The 15941-nt window shown below is 75.4% G+C and carries 14 protein-coding genes; 7 read left to right on the plus strand and 7 right to left on the minus strand.

Annotation, left to right across the window (positions count from 1 at the left end; translation table 11 throughout):
- Window positions 1-18 precede the first annotated feature (18 nt).
- Window positions 19-2397, minus strand: a complete 2379-nt coding sequence (locus tag CLV35_RS18735; RefSeq protein ID WP_231122052.1) for an ATP-binding cassette domain-containing protein — start codon at window positions 2395-2397, stop codon at window positions 19-21.
- Between the two features lie 109 nt (window positions 2398-2506).
- On the opposite strand from CLV35_RS18735, the gene CLV35_RS18740 reads away from it, so the two are divergent.
- Genes CLV35_RS18740 through CLV35_RS18750 form a run of 3 tightly spaced genes read left to right on the plus strand, consistent with a single transcriptional unit; the run spans window position 2507 to window position 6164 of the window.
- Window positions 2507-3343, plus strand: coding sequence for an SDR family NAD(P)-dependent oxidoreductase (locus tag CLV35_RS18740; RefSeq protein WP_121195048.1), 837 nt, complete (start codon window positions 2507-2509; stop codon window positions 3341-3343).
- Window positions 3340-4578, plus strand: coding sequence for a glycoside hydrolase family 10 protein (locus CLV35_RS18745; RefSeq protein WP_121195049.1), 1239 nt, complete (start codon window positions 3340-3342; stop codon window positions 4576-4578). Before CLV35_RS18740 ends, CLV35_RS18745 begins: the two co-directional genes overlap by 4 nt.
- Complete coding sequence (locus tag CLV35_RS18750; protein ID WP_121195050.1) at window positions 4575-6164, plus strand: N-acyl-D-amino-acid deacylase family protein; 1590 nt, start codon at window positions 4575-4577, stop codon at window positions 6162-6164. Before CLV35_RS18745 ends, CLV35_RS18750 begins: the two co-directional genes overlap by 4 nt.
- Here the strand turns inward: CLV35_RS18750 and CLV35_RS18755 are convergent.
- Window positions 6161-6541, minus strand: a complete 381-nt coding sequence (locus CLV35_RS18755) for a hypothetical protein (RefSeq protein ID WP_231122053.1) — start codon at window positions 6539-6541, stop codon at window positions 6161-6163. The genes CLV35_RS18750 and CLV35_RS18755 overlap by 4 nt on opposite strands.
- An 88-nt stretch (window positions 6542-6629) precedes the next feature.
- On the minus strand, window positions 6630-7439 hold the full coding sequence (gene larE / locus CLV35_RS18760) for an ATP-dependent sacrificial sulfur transferase LarE (protein ID WP_231122054.1): 810 nt from the start codon (window positions 7437-7439) through the stop codon (window positions 6630-6632).
- Window positions 7440-7458: 19 nt separating this feature from the next.
- Between larE and larB the strand changes: the two genes are divergently transcribed.
- Together larB and larC are read left to right on the plus strand one after the other, a co-directional pair.
- Entirely contained in the window at window positions 7459-8253 is a 795-nt protein-coding gene (larB, locus tag CLV35_RS18765) for a nickel pincer cofactor biosynthesis protein LarB (protein WP_121195052.1), read from the plus strand.
- Window positions 8250-9452, plus strand: coding sequence for a nickel pincer cofactor biosynthesis protein LarC (larC, locus tag CLV35_RS18770; protein ID WP_121195053.1), 1203 nt, complete (start codon window positions 8250-8252; stop codon window positions 9450-9452). The genes larB and larC overlap by 4 nt, the downstream gene beginning before the upstream one ends.
- Here the strand turns inward: larC and CLV35_RS18775 are convergent.
- Window positions 9437-10408: an aldo/keto reductase gene (locus CLV35_RS18775; RefSeq protein WP_121195054.1), complete on the minus strand. Its 972-nt coding sequence runs from the start codon at window positions 10406-10408 to the stop codon at window positions 9437-9439. The two genes, larC and CLV35_RS18775, sit on opposite strands and share 16 nt — an antisense overlap.
- 62 nt (window positions 10409-10470) lie before the next feature.
- Between CLV35_RS18775 and CLV35_RS18780 the strand changes: the two genes are divergently transcribed.
- Together CLV35_RS18780 and CLV35_RS18785 are read left to right on the plus strand one after the other, a co-directional pair.
- On the plus strand, window positions 10471-11685 hold the full coding sequence (locus CLV35_RS18780; protein WP_183062076.1) for a lycopene cyclase family protein: 1215 nt from the start codon (window positions 10471-10473) through the stop codon (window positions 11683-11685).
- Window positions 11686-11972: 287 nt separating this feature from the next.
- Entirely contained in the window at window positions 11973-12332 is a 360-nt protein-coding gene (locus CLV35_RS18785) for an RNA polymerase-binding protein RbpA (protein ID WP_121195056.1), read from the plus strand.
- Between the two features lie 87 nt (window positions 12333-12419).
- On the opposite strand, the gene CLV35_RS18790 is transcribed toward CLV35_RS18785, so the two are convergent.
- The 3 genes from CLV35_RS18790 to lnt are packed head-to-tail and all read right to left on the minus strand — an operon-like array spanning window position 12420 to window position 15414.
- On the minus strand, window positions 12420-12953 hold the full coding sequence (locus CLV35_RS18790; protein ID WP_121195057.1) for an FxsA family protein: 534 nt from the start codon (window positions 12951-12953) through the stop codon (window positions 12420-12422).
- A gap of 5 nt (window positions 12954-12958) precedes the next feature.
- Window positions 12959-13735 (minus strand): polyprenol monophosphomannose synthase, encoded by a 777-nt coding sequence (locus CLV35_RS18795; RefSeq protein ID WP_121195058.1) that lies wholly within the window; start codon window positions 13733-13735, stop codon window positions 12959-12961.
- A complete protein-coding gene (lnt, locus tag CLV35_RS18800; protein ID WP_231122055.1) occupies window positions 13732-15414 on the minus strand; it encodes an apolipoprotein N-acyltransferase in 1683 nt (560 codons plus the stop codon). The genes CLV35_RS18795 and lnt overlap by 4 nt, the downstream gene beginning before the upstream one ends.
- Window positions 15415-15941: the final 527 nt, after the last annotated feature.

Here is a 15941-nt window from a genome sequence, read left to right on the forward strand (position 1 = left end):
GGTCGCTGACGAGCATGGTCACGCGCCGACGTAGTCCGCGAGGTGCTGCCCCGTCAGGGTCGACCGGGCCGCGACCAGGTCGCGCGGCGTACCTTCGAACACCACGCGGCCGCCGTCGTGCCCGGCACCTGGCCCGAGGTCGAGGATCCAGTCGGCGTGCGCCATGACCGCCTGGTGGTGCTCGATGACGAGGACCGACTTGCCCGAGTCGACCAGCCGGTCGAGCAGGCCCAACAGCTGCTCGACGTCGGCGAGGTGGAGTCCGGTGGTCGGCTCGTCGAGCACGTAGATCCCGCCCTTCTCCCCCATGTGCGTCGCGAGCTTGAGCCGCTGCCGCTCGCCGCCCGACAGGGTCGTCAGGGGCTGCCCGATGGTGAGGTAGCCCAGCCCGACGTCGACGAGCCGGTCGAGCACCGCCCGAGCCGCAGGCGTACGCGCCTCGCCCTCGCCGAAGAAGTCGCGGGCCTCCCCCGCCGACATCGCCAGCACCTCGCTGATGTCCCGCCCGCCGAGCCGGTGCTCGAGCACCGAGGAGTCGAAGCGCCGGCCCTCGCACTCCTCGCAGGGGGTCGCGACACCGGCCATCATCGCGAGGTCGGTGTAGACCACCCCGGCGCCGTTGCACGCCGGGCACGCGCCCTCGGAGTTCGGGCTGAAGAGCGCCGGCTTGACGCCGTTGGCCTTGGCGAACGCCTTGCGCACCGGGTCGAGCAGTCCGGTGTAGGTCGCGGGGTTGCTCCGCCGCGACCCCTTGATCGGCGCCTGGTCGATGGTCACGACGCCCTCGCGCCCCGACACCGAGCCGGTGATGAGCGAGCTCTTGCCCGAGCCCGCGACGCCGGTGACCACGACGAGCACGCCGAGGGGGATGTCGACGTCGACGTCGTTCAGGTTGTGGCGGTCCGCGCCGCGGACCTCCAGGACGCCGGTCGGGGTACGTGTCGCCTCCTTCAGCGTCGCCCGGTCGTCGAGGTGCCGGCCGGTGAGGGTGCCGCTGGCACGCAGGCCTTCCAGCGTGCCCTGGTAGACCACCTGCCCGCCGGCAGCGCCCGCGCGGGGCCCGAGGTCGACCACGGTGTCGGCGATGGCGATGGTCTCGGGCTTGTGCTCGACCACGAGCACGGTGTTGCCCTTGTCGCGCAGGCGCAGCAGCAGCCCGTTCATCCGCTCGATGTCGTGCGGGTGCAGGCCCGCCGTCGGCTCGTCGAAGACGTAGGTCACGTCGGTGAGCGACGACCCGAGCTGCCGCACCATCTTGACCCGCTGCGCCTCGCCGCCCGACAGCGTGCCCGAGGGCCGGTCGAGGCTGAGGTAGCCCAGGCCGATCTCCCGGAAGGAGTCGAGCGTCGCGCGCAGCGACGCGAGCAGCGGCGCGACGCCCGGCTCGTCGAGCCGGCCCACCCAGTCGGCGAGGTCGCTGACCTGCATGGCGCTGGCCTCGGCGATGTTGACACCCTCGATGCGCGACGAGCGAGCGGCCTCGCTCAGCCGCGTGCCGCCGCACTCAGGGCAGGTCGTGAAGGTGACCGCCCGCTCGACGAAGGCGCGCACGTGCGGCTGCAGCGACTCGACGTCCTTCGAGAGCATCGCCTTGGTGATCTTCGGGATCAGCCCTTCGTAGGTGAGGTTGATGCCGTCGACCTGGATCTTGGTCGGCTCCTTGTGCAGCAGGTCGGCGAGCTCGCGCTTGGAGTACGTCGCGATCGGCTTGTCAGGGTCGAAGAACCCCGAGCCGATGAAGATGCGGCCGTACCACCCGTCCATGCTGTAGCCCGGGATGGTGAACGGCCCCTCGCGCAGGGACTTCGACGCGTCGTAGAGCTGGCCCAGGTCGATGTCGCTGACTGCCCCGCGGCCTTCGCACCGCAGGCACATGCCGCCGGTGATGGAGAAGCTGCGGCGCTCCTTCACCTGACGGCCGCCGCGCTCGGTCGTCACGGCGCCCGCTCCGCTGATCGAGGCGACGTTGAAGGAGAAGGCCTGCGCCGAGCCGATGTGGGGCTGCCCGAGCCGGCTGAACAGGATGCGCAGCATGGCCCCGGTGTCGGTGGCCGTGCCGACCGTCGAGCGCGGGTCGGAGCCCATCCGCTGCTGGTCGACGATGATGGCGGTCGTCAGACCCTCGAGCACGTCGACGTCCGGCCGCGCCAGCGAGGGCATGAAGCCCTGCACGAAGGCGCTGTAGGTCTCGTTGATGAGCCGCTGGGACTCCGCCGCGATGGTGCCGAAGACCAGCGAGCTCTTGCCCGAGCCGGAGACGCCCGTGAAGACCGTCAGCCGCCGCTTGGGGATGTCGACGCTGACGTCCTTGAGGTTGTTGACCCGCGCGCCGAGCACGCGGATGACGTCGTGGAGCCGGTCGGAGCCGGCGGTCGCGGGTGCTGCAACGGTGGCCACGCCGAGGATCGTGCCACGGGCGCCTGTGGCCGCGCGCCGTGCTTGACGTCGTCGGCCGGAGTCAGGAGGGTGGAGCCCCTCAGCAGTCGGGCCACGTGGAGTCGGTCGAATGGTGCACGCTCGCTTCGCCGGTCGCGTCGCTGTGGTGCTCGGTGGTGGTGGCGACATCGGGCGGGCCACGTGCCTGCGGCTCGCCGGCGAAGGCGCCCACGTGGTGGTGGCCGACTCGAGGGCGCAGCCGGCGCAGGAGGTCGTGGACGAGGTCGTCGCAGCCGGCGGCACGGCCGAGGCGGTCGAGGTCGACGTGCTCGACGCGGCGTCGGTCGCCCGCGTGTTCGCGTCGGTCGGCGAGGGCGGGCGCGGGCTCGACGTGCTCGTGCTGTGCCCGGCGCGGGCGAGCGACACCCACTTCGAGCGGGTGAGCGAGAGCGAGTTCGACGGCGACGTCTCCCTGACCCTCAAGGCGCCGTTCTTCTGCATCCAGGCGGCCCTGCCGCTGCTCCTGCGCTCCCCCGTCGCCAGCGTCGTCAGCATCGGCTCGGTCAACGGCATCGCCGCCTTCGGCAACGAGGCCTACGGCGCCGCGAAGGCCGGCTTGATGAACCTCACCCAGAACCTCGCCCTGCGCTACGGCGCGCAAGGGGTCCGCTTCAACGTCGTCGCGCCCGGGACCATCGAGACCCGCACGTGGGACGTGCGGCGGGCGGCCGAGCCCGACGTGCTCGAACGGATCGCGGCGCTCTACCCGCTCAAGCGGGTCGGACGGCCCGAGGACATCGCTGCGGCGTGCGCCTTCCTCGCCTCCGACGACGCGGCCTGGGTGACCGGCACGTGCCTCGCGGTCGACGGCGGCATCACCGCCGGGCACGGCGCACTGGTCGGCGAGATCTTCGGGCCCGGATTCTTCGGACCCGCCGCCAGCCGCGACGACCGGGCCGGCGCATGAGCCGTCTGGGCGCGAGCTTCTTCTGCTTCCTGCACGACGCGCTCGAGGTCGGCGTCGACGAGTTCTGCGACCGACTGGTGCACCTCGGCGCGACCGGCGTGACGGTGGCCGTGCACTACCACGCGTCCCGCGACGCGCGGCCGCGTACAGCCGGGCGCACGAGCGCCCCGGGCGCCGGCGGTGCCGTGCTCGACCTGCCGCCCGGGGCCTCCTACTTCCCCACGTCACCCGCGGGCTATCCGGAGCAGATGCCGCCGTGGACTCCCGCGCCGTTCGACGAGCGCGACGTGCTCGCCGAGCTGCGCGCCGCCTGCACCGGCCGCGGGCTCGAGCTGCGGGCCTGGACCGTCTTCGGCTTCGACGAGAGGCTGGCTCGCCTCGAGCCGTCGCTCGGTCAGGCCACCGCCTTCGGCGACCGCAGCAGCAGCGACCTGTGCCCCGCGGACCCCGTCGTACGCCGGGGTTTCGTCGCGCTGGCCCGCGACGTCGCGCAGCGGGCGCCCGACGTCCTCGTCGCCGAGTCCCTGCACTACCACGGGCTCCGGCTGAGCAGGAGCTTCTTCCCTCTGGACAGCACGGCCCGCCTCGCGCTCGGCCTCTGCTTCTGCGAGCACTGCACCGCCGCGGCGCAGGCCGCCGGCGTCGACGCGGGAGCCGTGGCGGCCTGGGCCCGGGACGCGGCAGGTCGTGCCTTCGCCGGGCGCGTCGAGGCGAGCGAGCGGGTGCTGGGCCTCGACGACTGCGCCGGCTTCGCGGACGGTGAGCTGGTGCGCTTCCTGCACGTGCGCGCCGGAGTCGTGAGCAGCCTCGCGGCCGAGGTCGCGGAGGCGACGAGGTCGGCGGGCGTGGGTCTGTGCTTCATGGACCAGGCGGCGGCCGACCAGGCCGTCCTCGGGCCGGGCGTGCTCGACGAGGCCTTCCGCGCCGGCGTCGACGTGCCGGCGCTGGGCAGGACCGTCGCCGAGTACCAGGTGCTCGGCTACCGGAGCTCTGCCGACGCGGTGGCCTCCGACCTCGCCGGCTACCGCACCGCGCTGGGCGACGGGCCCGCCATCCGCCTCGCTCTGCGGCCCGAGGCGCCCGACTCGACCAGCGCCGGGGACCTGGCGGCGAAGGTGCGGGCGGCCGTCGAGCACGGCGTGACCGGCGTCGACTTCTACCACTACGGCCTCGTCTCCGACGCCGGGATCGACCGCGCCGCAGAGGCTCTCGCCCGGGCCACCGGCGCGACGTGACGGACGGTCCCGCCTACGACCTCGTCGTCCGCGGCGGGTCGGTCGTCGACGGCTCGGGCGCCGAGCCGCGGCGCGCCGACGTCGCGGTCAGCGGCGGCACGGTAGCGGCCGTCGGTGACCTCAGGGACGCCGCGGCTGCCGTCGAGCTCGACGCGACCGGCACGTACGTGCTGCCAGGCTTCATCGACGCGCACTCCCACGCCGACGCCCTGCTGGCCGACCCCCGTGTGCAGGAGGCCTACCTGTGCCAGGGCGTGACCACGCTGGTGCTGGGCCAGGACGGGCTGGGGTTCGCGCCGACGGACGCGGCAGCGGCCGGCTACGTCTCGCGCTACTTCGCCGCGGTCGACGGCCCGGCCCCCGCCGGCTTCGCGGGCGGCGGGACCGTCGACGTCCTGCTCCGGTCCTACGACGGAGCCGGCGCCCTCAACGCCGCCCTACTGGTCCCAGCCGGTTCGGTGAGGTACGCAGTGGTCGGCCCGGCCGCCCGACCGGCCACCGCGACGGAGGTCGACCGCATGGCCGGCCTGGTCGCCGACGGCCTGGTAGAAGGAGCGGTCGGCGTCTCGACCGGACTGGACTACGTGCCGGGCGTCTTCGCCGACGCCTCCGAGCTCGCCGCGGTCTGCGCCCCCGCCGCAGCGGTCGGCGGCGTCTACGTCAGCCACCTGCGCGGCTACTCCGCGGCCCGCATCGAGCACTCGCTCGCCGAGGCGGCGCAGATCGGGCGGGCCAGTGGCGTGGCCGTGCACGTCTCGCACCTGCACGGCAGGGCTGCAGTCGTCGAGCCCGCGCTCGAGCGCATGGTGCGCGAGGTCGAGCACGGCGTCAGCTTCGACTCCTACCCCTACCTGCGCGGCAGCTCCATCCTCGCGATGCTGCTGCTGCCGCCCGACCTGCAGCAGGGCGGGCTCGAGGCCACGCTCGACCGGCTGGCCGACCCGACCGTGCGGCACCGGCTGCGCTCGGAGGTGCTGCCCGCCAACGGCTACGTCCCCTCGATCCGGCTGTCCTTCCTCCGCGCGCCCGAGCTCGCCTGGGCCGAGGGCATGGGGCTCGAGCAGGCGGCGCGGGCCGCCGCGAGCGACCTCACCGACTTCGTCTGCGACGCGCTGGTCGCCTGCGAGCTGGCCGTCGGGTGCGTCTTCGAGAACGGTCCCGACCGCACGGAGGAGGACCTGCGCCAGCTGCTGCGCTCCCCGCTGCACCTGGCGAGCTCCGACGCGATCTTCCTGGGCAGCGCGCCGCACCCGCGCGGCTGGGGCAGCTTCGCGCGGCTGCTCGCCCGGCACGTGGGCGGGCTCGGCGACTGGACCTGGGGCGCGGCGGCGTGGCACCTGTCGGGCCACGCCGCCGAGCGCTTCCAGCTCGGCCGACGCGGCCGGGTCGAGCCAGGGGCGGTCGCGGACCTGGCGGTGCTCGACCCGGCGGCGGTCACCGACCGCGCGACCTACGAGTCGCCGCGCGAGCCGGCCACGGGCGTGCGCCACGTGCTCGTCGCCGGGGTGCCGGTCGTCGAGCACGGACGGCTCACGGTCGCCCGACCGGGCCGCGGCATCCGCCGCAGCCAGCGCCTGGACCGCTAGGAGGCATTGCTGCGGTCGACGAAGCGGCTGAACCTGCTCTCGGACCCGTCGGAGGTCTTCTCCTGGTAGACGAAGGCGAGCTTGCGGTCCTCGAACGTCCGGAAGAACGGCTCCCAGTCGACCTCCTCGAGGTCGGCGCCGCCGTCAGGCGCGTCGGGGAACTCGAGCCGCAGCAGGCCCGCGTCGTCGCCCTCGGCGGTGTCGCCCGCGGACGCCGGCCGGCCGCCGCGCGCCTCGGCCCACGCCCGGATGACGTCGTGGTCGGTGGTGGTGTAGCTCGCGGCGGTCGTCTGCGTCTTGGTGTTGCGGGTGACCTCGTCGACCGCGTCGGCGTCCTGCGCCGCCTTCGAGGCCTTGCCGGTCGACTGCTCGCTCATCGTGCTGCTCCTCCTGGGTCGGCTGCTGGCGCCTGCACACCTGCCCAGCACCCGGAGCAGCGAACCTCCCCGGTGCAGTTCCCCGACGTCAGCGCAGCGCGTCGTTGAGCGCGCCGTAGCGGTAGGCGGTGACGGTCACCGGCCCCTCGAAGTCGCGCACCGCGGCCTCGACCCGCCCGCGCAGCGGCTCGACCGCGCGCTCGTCGACCTCGACGCGTACGCCGTCGCCCAGGTCGCGCACCCGCACGTCGCGCAGCGGCACCCCCAGCTCCCCCGCGAGCCCGCGGACCGCCAGCTCCGCGCGCTCGACCCGGGCGAGCCGGCGCGGCGTCACCTCGACGCCGTAGGCGATCCGGCTCGCCAGGCAGGGAGCGGCCGGCTTGTCCCAGGTGGGCAGACCGGCCGCGGCGCTGGCCGCCCGGACGTCGTCCTTGGTGAGGCCGGCGTCGCGCAGCGGAGCGACGACCCCGCGCTCGTCGGCCGCGCGCATGCCGGGGCGGAAGGGGTCGGTGGCGTCGCTGGCGTTCGTGCCGGTCGCGACCGCGGCGAGGCCGAGCTCGCTGGCGAGCGGCACCAGCAGGTCGAGCAGCGTGGACTTGCAGAAGTAGCAGCGGCTGCCGGTGTTGGCGCGGTAGCCCTCGAGCTCGCCCTCGTCGGTCTGGACCTCGTGGTGCCGGGCGCCCAGCGAGGCGGCGAGCGCCTGCGCCTCGGCGCGCTCCTGGGCCGACAGCGACGGCGAGACGCCCGTCGCTGCGACGACGCGGTCGGCGCCGAGGACGTCCAGGGCCCGGGTGAGCAGGAAGGTGGAGTCGACGCCACCGCTGAAGGCCACGACCAGCGAGCCGCGCTCGGCCAGGTCGGCGTCGAGCGCGCCCAGCCGGTCGTCGCGGGTGCCCACCTGCCTAGACTCGCACACCGTGGACTCCGCCGACGTCGCGCGACTGCTCCGCTCCGTCGCCGAGGGCGGCACCGACGTGGACGCCGCCCTGCGGGCCCTGGTCGAGGGTCCGTTCGCCGGGGCCGACGGCCGTTCGGGCACCCGCGAGCTCGGCTTCGCGACGCTGGACACGCATCGCGCGCTGCGCACCGGCGACCCCGAGGTGGTGCTCGCCGAGCGCAAGACGCCCGACGAGACCGTCGCCATCGTGCGCGCCCTGCGCGAGGCGGGCGAGGGCCGGCCGGTGCTCGCCACCCGTGTGCCCTCCGAGACCGTCGCCGCGCTGGTCGACGCCTTCCCCGGCGCGCTGGTCGAGGACCGCGGCCGGTGCGTGTGCGTCGGGGGGCTCCCCGCGACCGCTGGCCGGGTGTGCGTGGTGTCCGCCGGCACCTCGGACGCTCCCGTGAGCGCGGAGGCCGCGTTCGTGGCGCGGGTCCACGGGGCCGAGGTCGAGCGCGTCGAGGACGTCGGCGTCGCGGGGCTCCACCGCGTGCTGTCCGTGCGCGACCGCATCGACGCCGCCGACTGCGTCGTGGTCGTCGCCGGCATGGACGGCGCGCTGCCCAGCGTGGTCGGCGGCCTGGTCGGCACGCCCGTCGTCGCGGTGCCCACGAGCGTCGGCTACGGCGCGTCGTTCGGCGGCGTGTCCGCCCTGCTGGCCATGCTCAACTCGTGCGCGCCCGGCGTCGCCGTCTTCAACATCGACAACGGCTTCGGAGCGGGGCTCTTCGCCGCGCGCGTCGCCCGCCGCGCGGCCGCTGCGCGGTCGCGGTGACCCTCGCCTGGTTCGACTGCTCGGCCGGCGCCAGCGGCGACATGCTGCTCGGCGCGCTGCTCGATGCGGGCGCCTCGCTCGAGGCGGTGCAGGCGGCCGTGGCCGCCGTCGACGCCGACCAGGTGTCGCTCGAGGTGCGCACCGTCTCGCGCCACGGCCTGCGCGCCGCGAAGGCCGACGTGCGCACCGCGGCGGACCCGCGACCGCGTACGTGGTCCGACCTCCGCCGCCTGCTGGAGGGCGCGGTCCTCGCCGAGCCGGTGCGGGTCGCCGCACTGCGCGTGTTCACCGCCCTGGCGGAGGCCGAGGGCCGCATCCACGGGGTGCCCGCCGACGACGTCCACTTCCACGAGGTCGGCGCGCTGGACTCGATCGCCGACGTCGTCGGCACCTGCGCCGCGCTGCACGACCTGGGGGTCACCCAGGTCTTCGCCTCGCCCGTGGCGGTGGGGTCGGGCAGCGTGCGCAGCGAGCACGGCCGGCTGCCGGTGCCGGTGCCGGCCGTCGTCGCCCTGCTCGCGGCCGCCGGTGCGCCGGTCACGCCGGGTGCCGCGCCCGTCGAGCTCTGCACGCCCACCGGCGCCGCCGTCCTCGCCGCGCTCTGCGAGGGGTTCGGGCCGCTGCCTGCGATGACGCTGCAGGCGAGCGGCACGGGCGCCGGCACCCGCGAGCTCGACCAGGCGGCCAACGTCGTACGCGTGCTGCTCGGCTCGCCCACCGCCGACGCACCGGCCCCCTCGTCCGCCGTGGTCCTCGAGGCGACGGTCGACGACCTGGACCCCCGGCTGTGGCCCGAGGTGCTCGCCCGGCTGCTGGACGCGGGCGCTGCCGACGCGTGGCTCGTCCCCGTGCTGATGAAGAAGGGCCGGCCGGGGCACGTGCTCAGCGTGCTCGCGCGCCCCGCACGGCTGCCGGCGCTGCGCGAGGTCGTCTTCCGCGAGACGACCACCCTCGGCCTGCGCGAGCACGCCGTCGACAAGCACGAGCTCGCGCGCGACTTCGTCGTCGTGCACGTCGACGGCGTGCGCGTCGCGGTCAAGCGCGGCTGGCTCGCCGGCGAGGTCGTCACGGCGACGCCCGAGCACGCCGACGTGCTGGCCGCCAGCGCCGCACTCGACCGGCCGGTCAAGGACGTGCTGGCGGCCGCCCAGGCCGCCTACGCGGCCGCCGTCGAGGCGGAGGCCTACGCCGGCTCGTAGAAGTTGCGCTCCCAGCGGTGGCGCGGGAAGACCTCGAGCTGCTCGGCCGGCAGCGGCTGCCCGTCGCTCACCGCCACGTTGCGCTCGACGTTGCGCACCGTGCGCATGCCGGGGATCACCGTCGAGACGGCGTCGTGGGCCAGGACGTAGCGCAGGGCCGTCGCGGCGAGGTCCTCCGGCCGGATGCCGAGGTCGGAGGTGAGCGCACCGACCCGGTGCTCGACCTCGGCCTTGCGCGCCCCGCCGAAGAAGCCGTTGCGGAAGTCGCCCTCGGGGAACTCGGTGTCGGCCCGGACCCGGCCGGTCAGCCCGCCCTCGTCGAGGGCGACCCGCACGATGACGCCGACGCCGTGCTCCTCGCACGCCGGGAGCAGCTGCTCGGCCGGCTGCTGGTGCCAGATGTTGTAGATCACCTGGACGGTGTCGACGACGCCGCTGCGGATCAGCTCGAGGGCGTTCTCCGGCTGGTAGTCGTTGATCGAGACGCCGAAGAACCGCATCTTGCCCTCGCGCTTGAGCGCCTCGACCGTCTCGAGCCAGTCGCCGCGGCCGACCCAGTCGTCGCTCCAGACGTGGAACTGCACGACGTCGAAGGCGTCGAGGCCCGAGGCCGACAGGCTCTCCTCGAGGCTGGCGCGGATGTGCTCGCCGGGGAACGTCGCCGAGGGGTCCAGGCCGCCGGGCGCGGGCCACGTCGCGTTCTTCGGCGGCACCTTCGTGGCCACGACGATGCGGTCGTCCTGCCGGGCACGCAGGACCTTGCCCACGATGCGCTCGCTCTCGCCGTAGCCGCGGGCGGTGTCGATGAAGGTGACCCCGGCGTCGATGGCCGCGTTCAGCGCGGCGACCGACTCGTCCTCGGCGGCACCCACCCACGCGCCGCCGCCGATGCCCCAGGCGCCGTAGCCGATCTCCGAGACCGAGAGGCCGGTCCGGCCGAGCGTGCGGTACTCCATCGCCGACTCCTTCGCGAAGCGCTGCCTGGCGCCGACGAGCGGTCTGTGGTCGTCTGTGCGCCGTGAGGGACGGTTCGGCAGCGTACTGGGACGCCGTGGTGGCAGGGTCGGGGCCCGCTGCCCTGGCCGCGACCGCTGCCCTGGCGCTCGAGGGGCTGCGCGTGCTGCGCGTGGGGCCGCCGGTGCGCTGGTCGGCGACCTACTGCTGCTGGTGGGACGAGGTCGTCGACGCCGCGGCGGCCCTGCGGCTCGGCGATCCCTACGCGCTCGCCACCCGCCACGACCAGCCGCTCGTGCGCACCCGCGCGGGCGGAGACGTGCTGCTCCCCCGGCCCTACGCCCGCCTCGACGACGCCGCGCTCGCGGCAGCGCTGCGGACCCGCGCGCTCGGCGCCGGTGCGGTCGAGCGCCGCGGCCGGCTCGCCGGGGTGCGCGGGGCCGGTACGTCGTCGGTGGCCGTGCTCGCCGACGGCACGGAGGTCGCGGGCTCCCTCGTCGTCGACGCCACCGGCGGGGCCGCGAACGCGCCCGCGCAGCAGCGGGCCTGGGGCGAGGTGGTCGAGGGCGTGCCCGACCTGCTACCACCGGGCGGCGCGCTCTTCATGGACTGGGTCGCGCCTGGGCGCGACGGCCCGCCGGCCTTCCTCTACGGCCTCGACCTCGGCGACGGCACCTCGCTGCTCGAGCTCACCTCGCTGGCCGCCCGGCCGCCGGTCGCGCTGGAGCAGCTGCGCTCGCAGCTGCACGCCCTGCTCGACGAGCGCGGCATCGTGCGCGCGGGCCGCAGCGAGCGGGTGGCCATCCCGCTCGGGCGCGCCCGGGTACGCAGTGGTGCCTTCGCCCCGGCCCTTCCCTTCGGCGCGGCTGCCGGCATGGTCCATCCGGCGACCGGCTACAGCGTCCTGAGCTCGCTCCTGCTCGCGCCGGCGCTCGCCCGGGCGGCGGCCGGCGCGCTGGGAGCCACGGGCGGGCGCGGCCCCACCGACGGCGGCGGTGCGGTGGAGGCGGCCCGCACGGCGCTGTGGCCGCGGGGGCGGCGGGCCACCGCGTACCTGCTCGACCGGGGGCTCGAGGCCCTGCTGCCCCTCGGCGCCGAGGACGTCGACCGCTTCTTCGCCGCGTTCTTCGCGCTGCCGCAGGAGCGCTGGTCGGCATACCTCGACCTGCGCTCGCCGCCCGCGGCTGTGGCGGCCGCCATGTCGGCCACCTTCGCCCGCCTGCCCGCGCACCTGCGGCTGCACGTGGCGCGGGCCACCGTCGCCGCACCGCGGCACTGAGCCGTCCGGGGCCCCGCGGGCTCCGAATACTGCGGTGGACGGGCTTGACGGGCACGCTGGACGGGGACGATGCAGGGTGTCGAGTCGTTGCGTGCGAGGGCGAGAGGTGGGTGGCGGTTCGTTGCCCGCGTCACCGGTCCAGGGAATCCGACCGACCGGTCGGACGTTGCACCGTCAACGGCGGGAGCACGGCGCAGCGGCTCCCGCCACGCAGCACCCGCCACAGCACCACGTGCACCCGCAGCACCGCATGAAGCATCCGCAGTCGCAGGGAAGGGAGGCGTCCAATGGCTGAGCGCGCACTACGCGGCTCTCGTCTCGGGGCGCAGAGCTATGAGACCGACGCAGGCGTGGAGACAGCTCCCCGCCAGCGCATCGACTACGACTGCCCGAGCGGGCACCGCACGTCGGTGCCGATGTCGATGGAGGCGGAGGTCCCCCTCGTCTGGGAGTGCCGCGTCTGCGGGCAGGAGGCGCTGCGCAGCGACGCCGAGATGCCCGAGGCCAAGCGGGTCAAGCCGCCGCGCACCCACTGGGACATGCTGCTCGAGCGGCGCACCGTCGCCGAGCTCGAGGAGCTGCTCGAGGAGCGCCTGGCCCTGCTCCGCGCCCGCCGCGGCGAGACCACGGGCCGCAAGAGCGCCTGAGCGGGTCCGCACGTCCCGCGTCCGCACTGCCGAGGACCCGTCGCCCGCCCGGGCGGCGGGTCCTCGTGCGTGCGGGGGTCCAGGCGCTCAGCCCTCGTCGTCGCGGTGGAGGACCTCGCCCGGGACGACGTCGCCCGGGGCCGAGGGTCGCCCACCCGGTGCGGAGCCCCAGCCGGGCTGCGCCCCGCGCGGCGGCCGGGCCGGGGCCCCTCGGCTCAGCAGCAGCGTGCCGAGCAGGCCGCCGGCGCCGCCCCGGCGCAGCAGGCGACGGACGAGCACCGCGGTGACGAGCCGGCGCGCGACCGGACGGGTCGGCGGCAGCACGAGGAAGAAGCCGACGACGTCGGTCAGGAAGCCGGGGGCCAGCAGCAGCGTGCCGCCCACCAGCACCAGTGCCGCGTCGAGCAGCTCACGGGAGGGCAGCCCGCCGCCCGCGAGCGACGCGCGCAGGGCCCGCCACGCGCGTACTCCCTCGCGCTTGACGATCCACCCGCCCAGCAGGCTCTCGAGCAGGAGCAGCGCGAACGTCTGCCAGCCGCCGATCGCCTGCCCGACCTGGACGATGACCCAGATCTCGGCGAGCGGGACGACGAGGAAGCACACGACCAGGAGGGCGGGCACGGCGCTCAGCTCTCGCGCAGCCGCGGCTGGGCCAGCGCCTGCAGGCGGCGCAGCAGCCGGCGCGGCAGGTCGCGGACGCCCCACAGCGTCACCCGCCACAGCGCCTCGACCACGATGGCCTGGCTCATCTTCGACTCGCCGCGCTCGCGCTCGACGAAGGTGATCGGCACCTCGGCCACGCGGTAGCCCGAGCGGACCGCCCGCCAGGCGAGGTCGACCTGGAAGCAGTAGCCCTGCGACTGGACGCCCTCGAGGCTCAGCCCGCGCAGCGTGGCCGCACGGAACGCGCGGTAGCCGCCGGTGACGTCGCGCAGGTGCACACCCAGCACCAGCCGGGTGTAGAGGTTGCCGCCGCGGCTGAGCACCTCGCGGCTGCGCGGCCAGTTGACGACCGCGCCGCCGGGCACCCAGCGGCTGCCGAGCACCAGGTCGCTGGTGCGCAGCCGCTCGAGCATCTGCGGCAGCGCCTCCGGCGGGTGGCTGCCGTCGGCGTCCATCTCGACCACCACGCCGTAGCCGCGCTCGATCGCCCAGGCGAAGCCGGCGAGGTAGGCGGCGCCGAGGCCCTCCTTGCCCGCGCGGTGCAGCACGTGCACCCGCGGGTCGGCGGCGGCCATCCGGTCGGCGAGCTCGCCCGTGCCGTCGGGGCTGGCGTCGTCGGCGACGAGGACCTCGGCCTCCGGCACCGCCGCGAACAGCCGCTCGACGACCGGCTCGAGGTTGTGGATCTCGTCGTAGGTCGGGACGACGACGAGCACCCGTCCCAGCTCCTCCCCCGTCACGTCTGCGCAGTCCTTCCGTCGGCACGCCGCATCGGCGGCAGGAGTCCGGTCGGCGCCGAGCGCCGGCCGGGAGAGATCCTCCCCCAGCCGTCGCGCGGGCCGGACCCGCGCCCCCGCCGCACCGTGCGGAGCCCCGCGCCCAGCCCGACCAGTGCCAGCAGGCCGAGGACCCACTCGGGTGCGGTGCGCAGGCGCACGGCCAGCGTCCGGCTCGCGCCGTCGGCCAGCGTCACGTCCGCACTGAGCACCCTCGGCGTGAACAACGCCGTGCGCTGCTCGACCGTGCCGTCGGCCGCGACGACCGCGCTCACGCCGCTGGTCGCGGCGACCAGTACCTCCCGCCCGGTCTCCTGGGCGCGCAGCCGCGACATCTGCAGCTGCTGCTCGGTCTGCGGCGTGCGCCCGAAGGTGGCGTTGTTGGTCTGCACCACCACGACCTGCGCGCCGTGGTCGACGACGTCGCGCACGAGCCCGTCGTAGCCGACCTCGAAGCAGATCACGTCGCCGAGGCGCACGCCGGCGACGTCGAGGGCGCCCACCGTGCTGCCGTGGACGAAGTCGCGGGCGACCCGGTCGACCGCGGAGGAGAACCGCCGGGCCACGTCGCGCATCGGGATGTACTCGGCGAACGGGACGGGGTGGCGCTTGACGTAGCGCGCGCCGGGGCCGGTCTGCGGGTCCCACACGATGCCCGCGTTCGAGACGTAGCGGCCGGGGCCCTCGAGCACCGCGCCGACGAGCACCGGCACGCCGATGTCGCGCACGGCGTCGTCGATGAGGGCGTGGGCGTCGGCGTTGACCAGCGGGTCGATGTCGGAGCTGTTCTCGGGCCAGATCACCAGGTCGGGCTGCGGCACCTCGCCGCGCCGGACGCTCGCGGCGAACTCGTGGGTCCGTGCGACGTGGTTGCGCAGGACGGCCTCGCGCTGGGCGTTGAAGTCGAGGCCCGCGCGCGGCACGTTGCCCTGGACCAGCGCGACGCGTACGTGGCGGCCGGCCGGCTCGGCGAAGGGCACCGCGCGCGGGACGACGGCGACGAGCAGCCCGGCGAGCACCAGCAGCGCGCCGGCGGCGCGGCGGTGGCGGGCAGCCAGCAGCGCACCGGCCGCGACCGACGAGCCCGCGAGAGCGACGGCGAAGCCGACGAGCGGCACGCCGCCGAGGCGGGCCAGGTGGGCGACCGGCGCGTCGGCCATGGCGAAGCCGAGCCGACCCCACGGGAACCCGCCGTAGGGCAGGCGCCCGCGCGCGGACTCCTGCAGCGACCAGAGGCACGCGACCGCGAGCGCCCACGGCACGGGGTGCAGGCGCCCGACGACGGAGTACGCGGTGCCGAGCAGCGCGACGAACAGCGCCTCGAGCACCACGAGCGCGAGCCACGGCACGGGCCCGACGTAGATCCCGGTCCAGTGCAGCAGCGGGCCGAAGAACGCGGCGCCCTGCAGCGCGCCGAGCCACGTGCCCTGCTTCAGCGTCGTGCCGCGCAGGGCCAGGGCGAACAGCCCGACTCCCGCGATCGCCGCCGGCCACACCGACCACGGGGGGAAGGCCAGCATGAGCAGCAGGCCCGAGACGACGCAGGCCGCGGCCCGCAGGGCGAGCTCGCTGCGGCGGGGCTCGTCGGCCGGCCAGCGCAGGGCGGCGGGGCCGAGCACGGGCGCGGAGGGCGAGTCGAGCACTCCGGCATCCTCCCGCGGTCCGCGCCGCCCGGGGCGGGCGGAGGCACCCAGGGTACGTGGCGGCGACAGCCGCTCGGGTCGCGTGGCGGCGCCCGCCGCTCGGGTCGCGTGGCGGCGCCCGCCGCTCGGGCAGAGTGGAGGAGGAGCGGGCGCCCTTCGGACCGACACCGTCCCGCCGGCTGCGGGATCGACTGCCGTTGTCTACTGGGCAGCGAGCTCTCTCCTCCACCCCGCCCCCCGAGGACCGCGGGTTCTGCGTCCCGCACGCCACCGACCCGTCACCTGGCGCGGGGGTGCGGCCGTTGCGTCAGCCGTGCCCTGGCTCGGGTCTCGCACGTGTTGGAGCAGGCGGTCTCTCGGTCGTCCTCGCGGTGGACTAGGGGAAACCGTACTCACGTCGTCCGAGGTGTCAACCAGCCCCTGACCTGCGACGATGCGATCCACAGCGGCGTTTGTGCAGGTCAGGTACACCGCCGCGCAACCACTGCGCCGCCTTCCGGAAATCGGCGCGCAGCCACCCGTGCGGC

It is taken from the genome of Motilibacter peucedani (assembly GCF_003634695.1).
Classification (GTDB): Bacteria; Actinomycetota; Actinomycetes; order Motilibacterales; family Motilibacteraceae; genus Motilibacter; species Motilibacter peucedani.

Bases quoted from the DNA above. Each gene is read 5' to 3' on its own strand.
- CLV35_RS18775 (WP_121195054.1), bottom strand. From the start codon at position 10,408: ATGGAGTACCGCACGCTCGGCCGGACCGGCCTCTCGGTCTCGGAGATC.
- CLV35_RS18745 (WP_121195049.1), top strand. From the start codon at position 3,340: ATGAGCCGTCTGGGCGCGAGCTTCTTCTGCTTCCTGCACGACGCGCTC.
- CLV35_RS18740 (WP_121195048.1), top strand. From the start codon at position 2,507: ATGGTGCACGCTCGCTTCGCCGGTCGCGTCGCTGTGGTGCTCGGTGGT.
- CLV35_RS18755 (WP_231122053.1), bottom strand. From the start codon at position 6,541: ATGAGCGAGCAGTCGACCGGCAAGGCCTCGAAGGCGGCGCAGGACGCC.
- CLV35_RS18785 (WP_121195056.1), top strand. From the start codon at position 11,973: ATGGCTGAGCGCGCACTACGCGGCTCTCGTCTCGGGGCGCAGAGCTAT.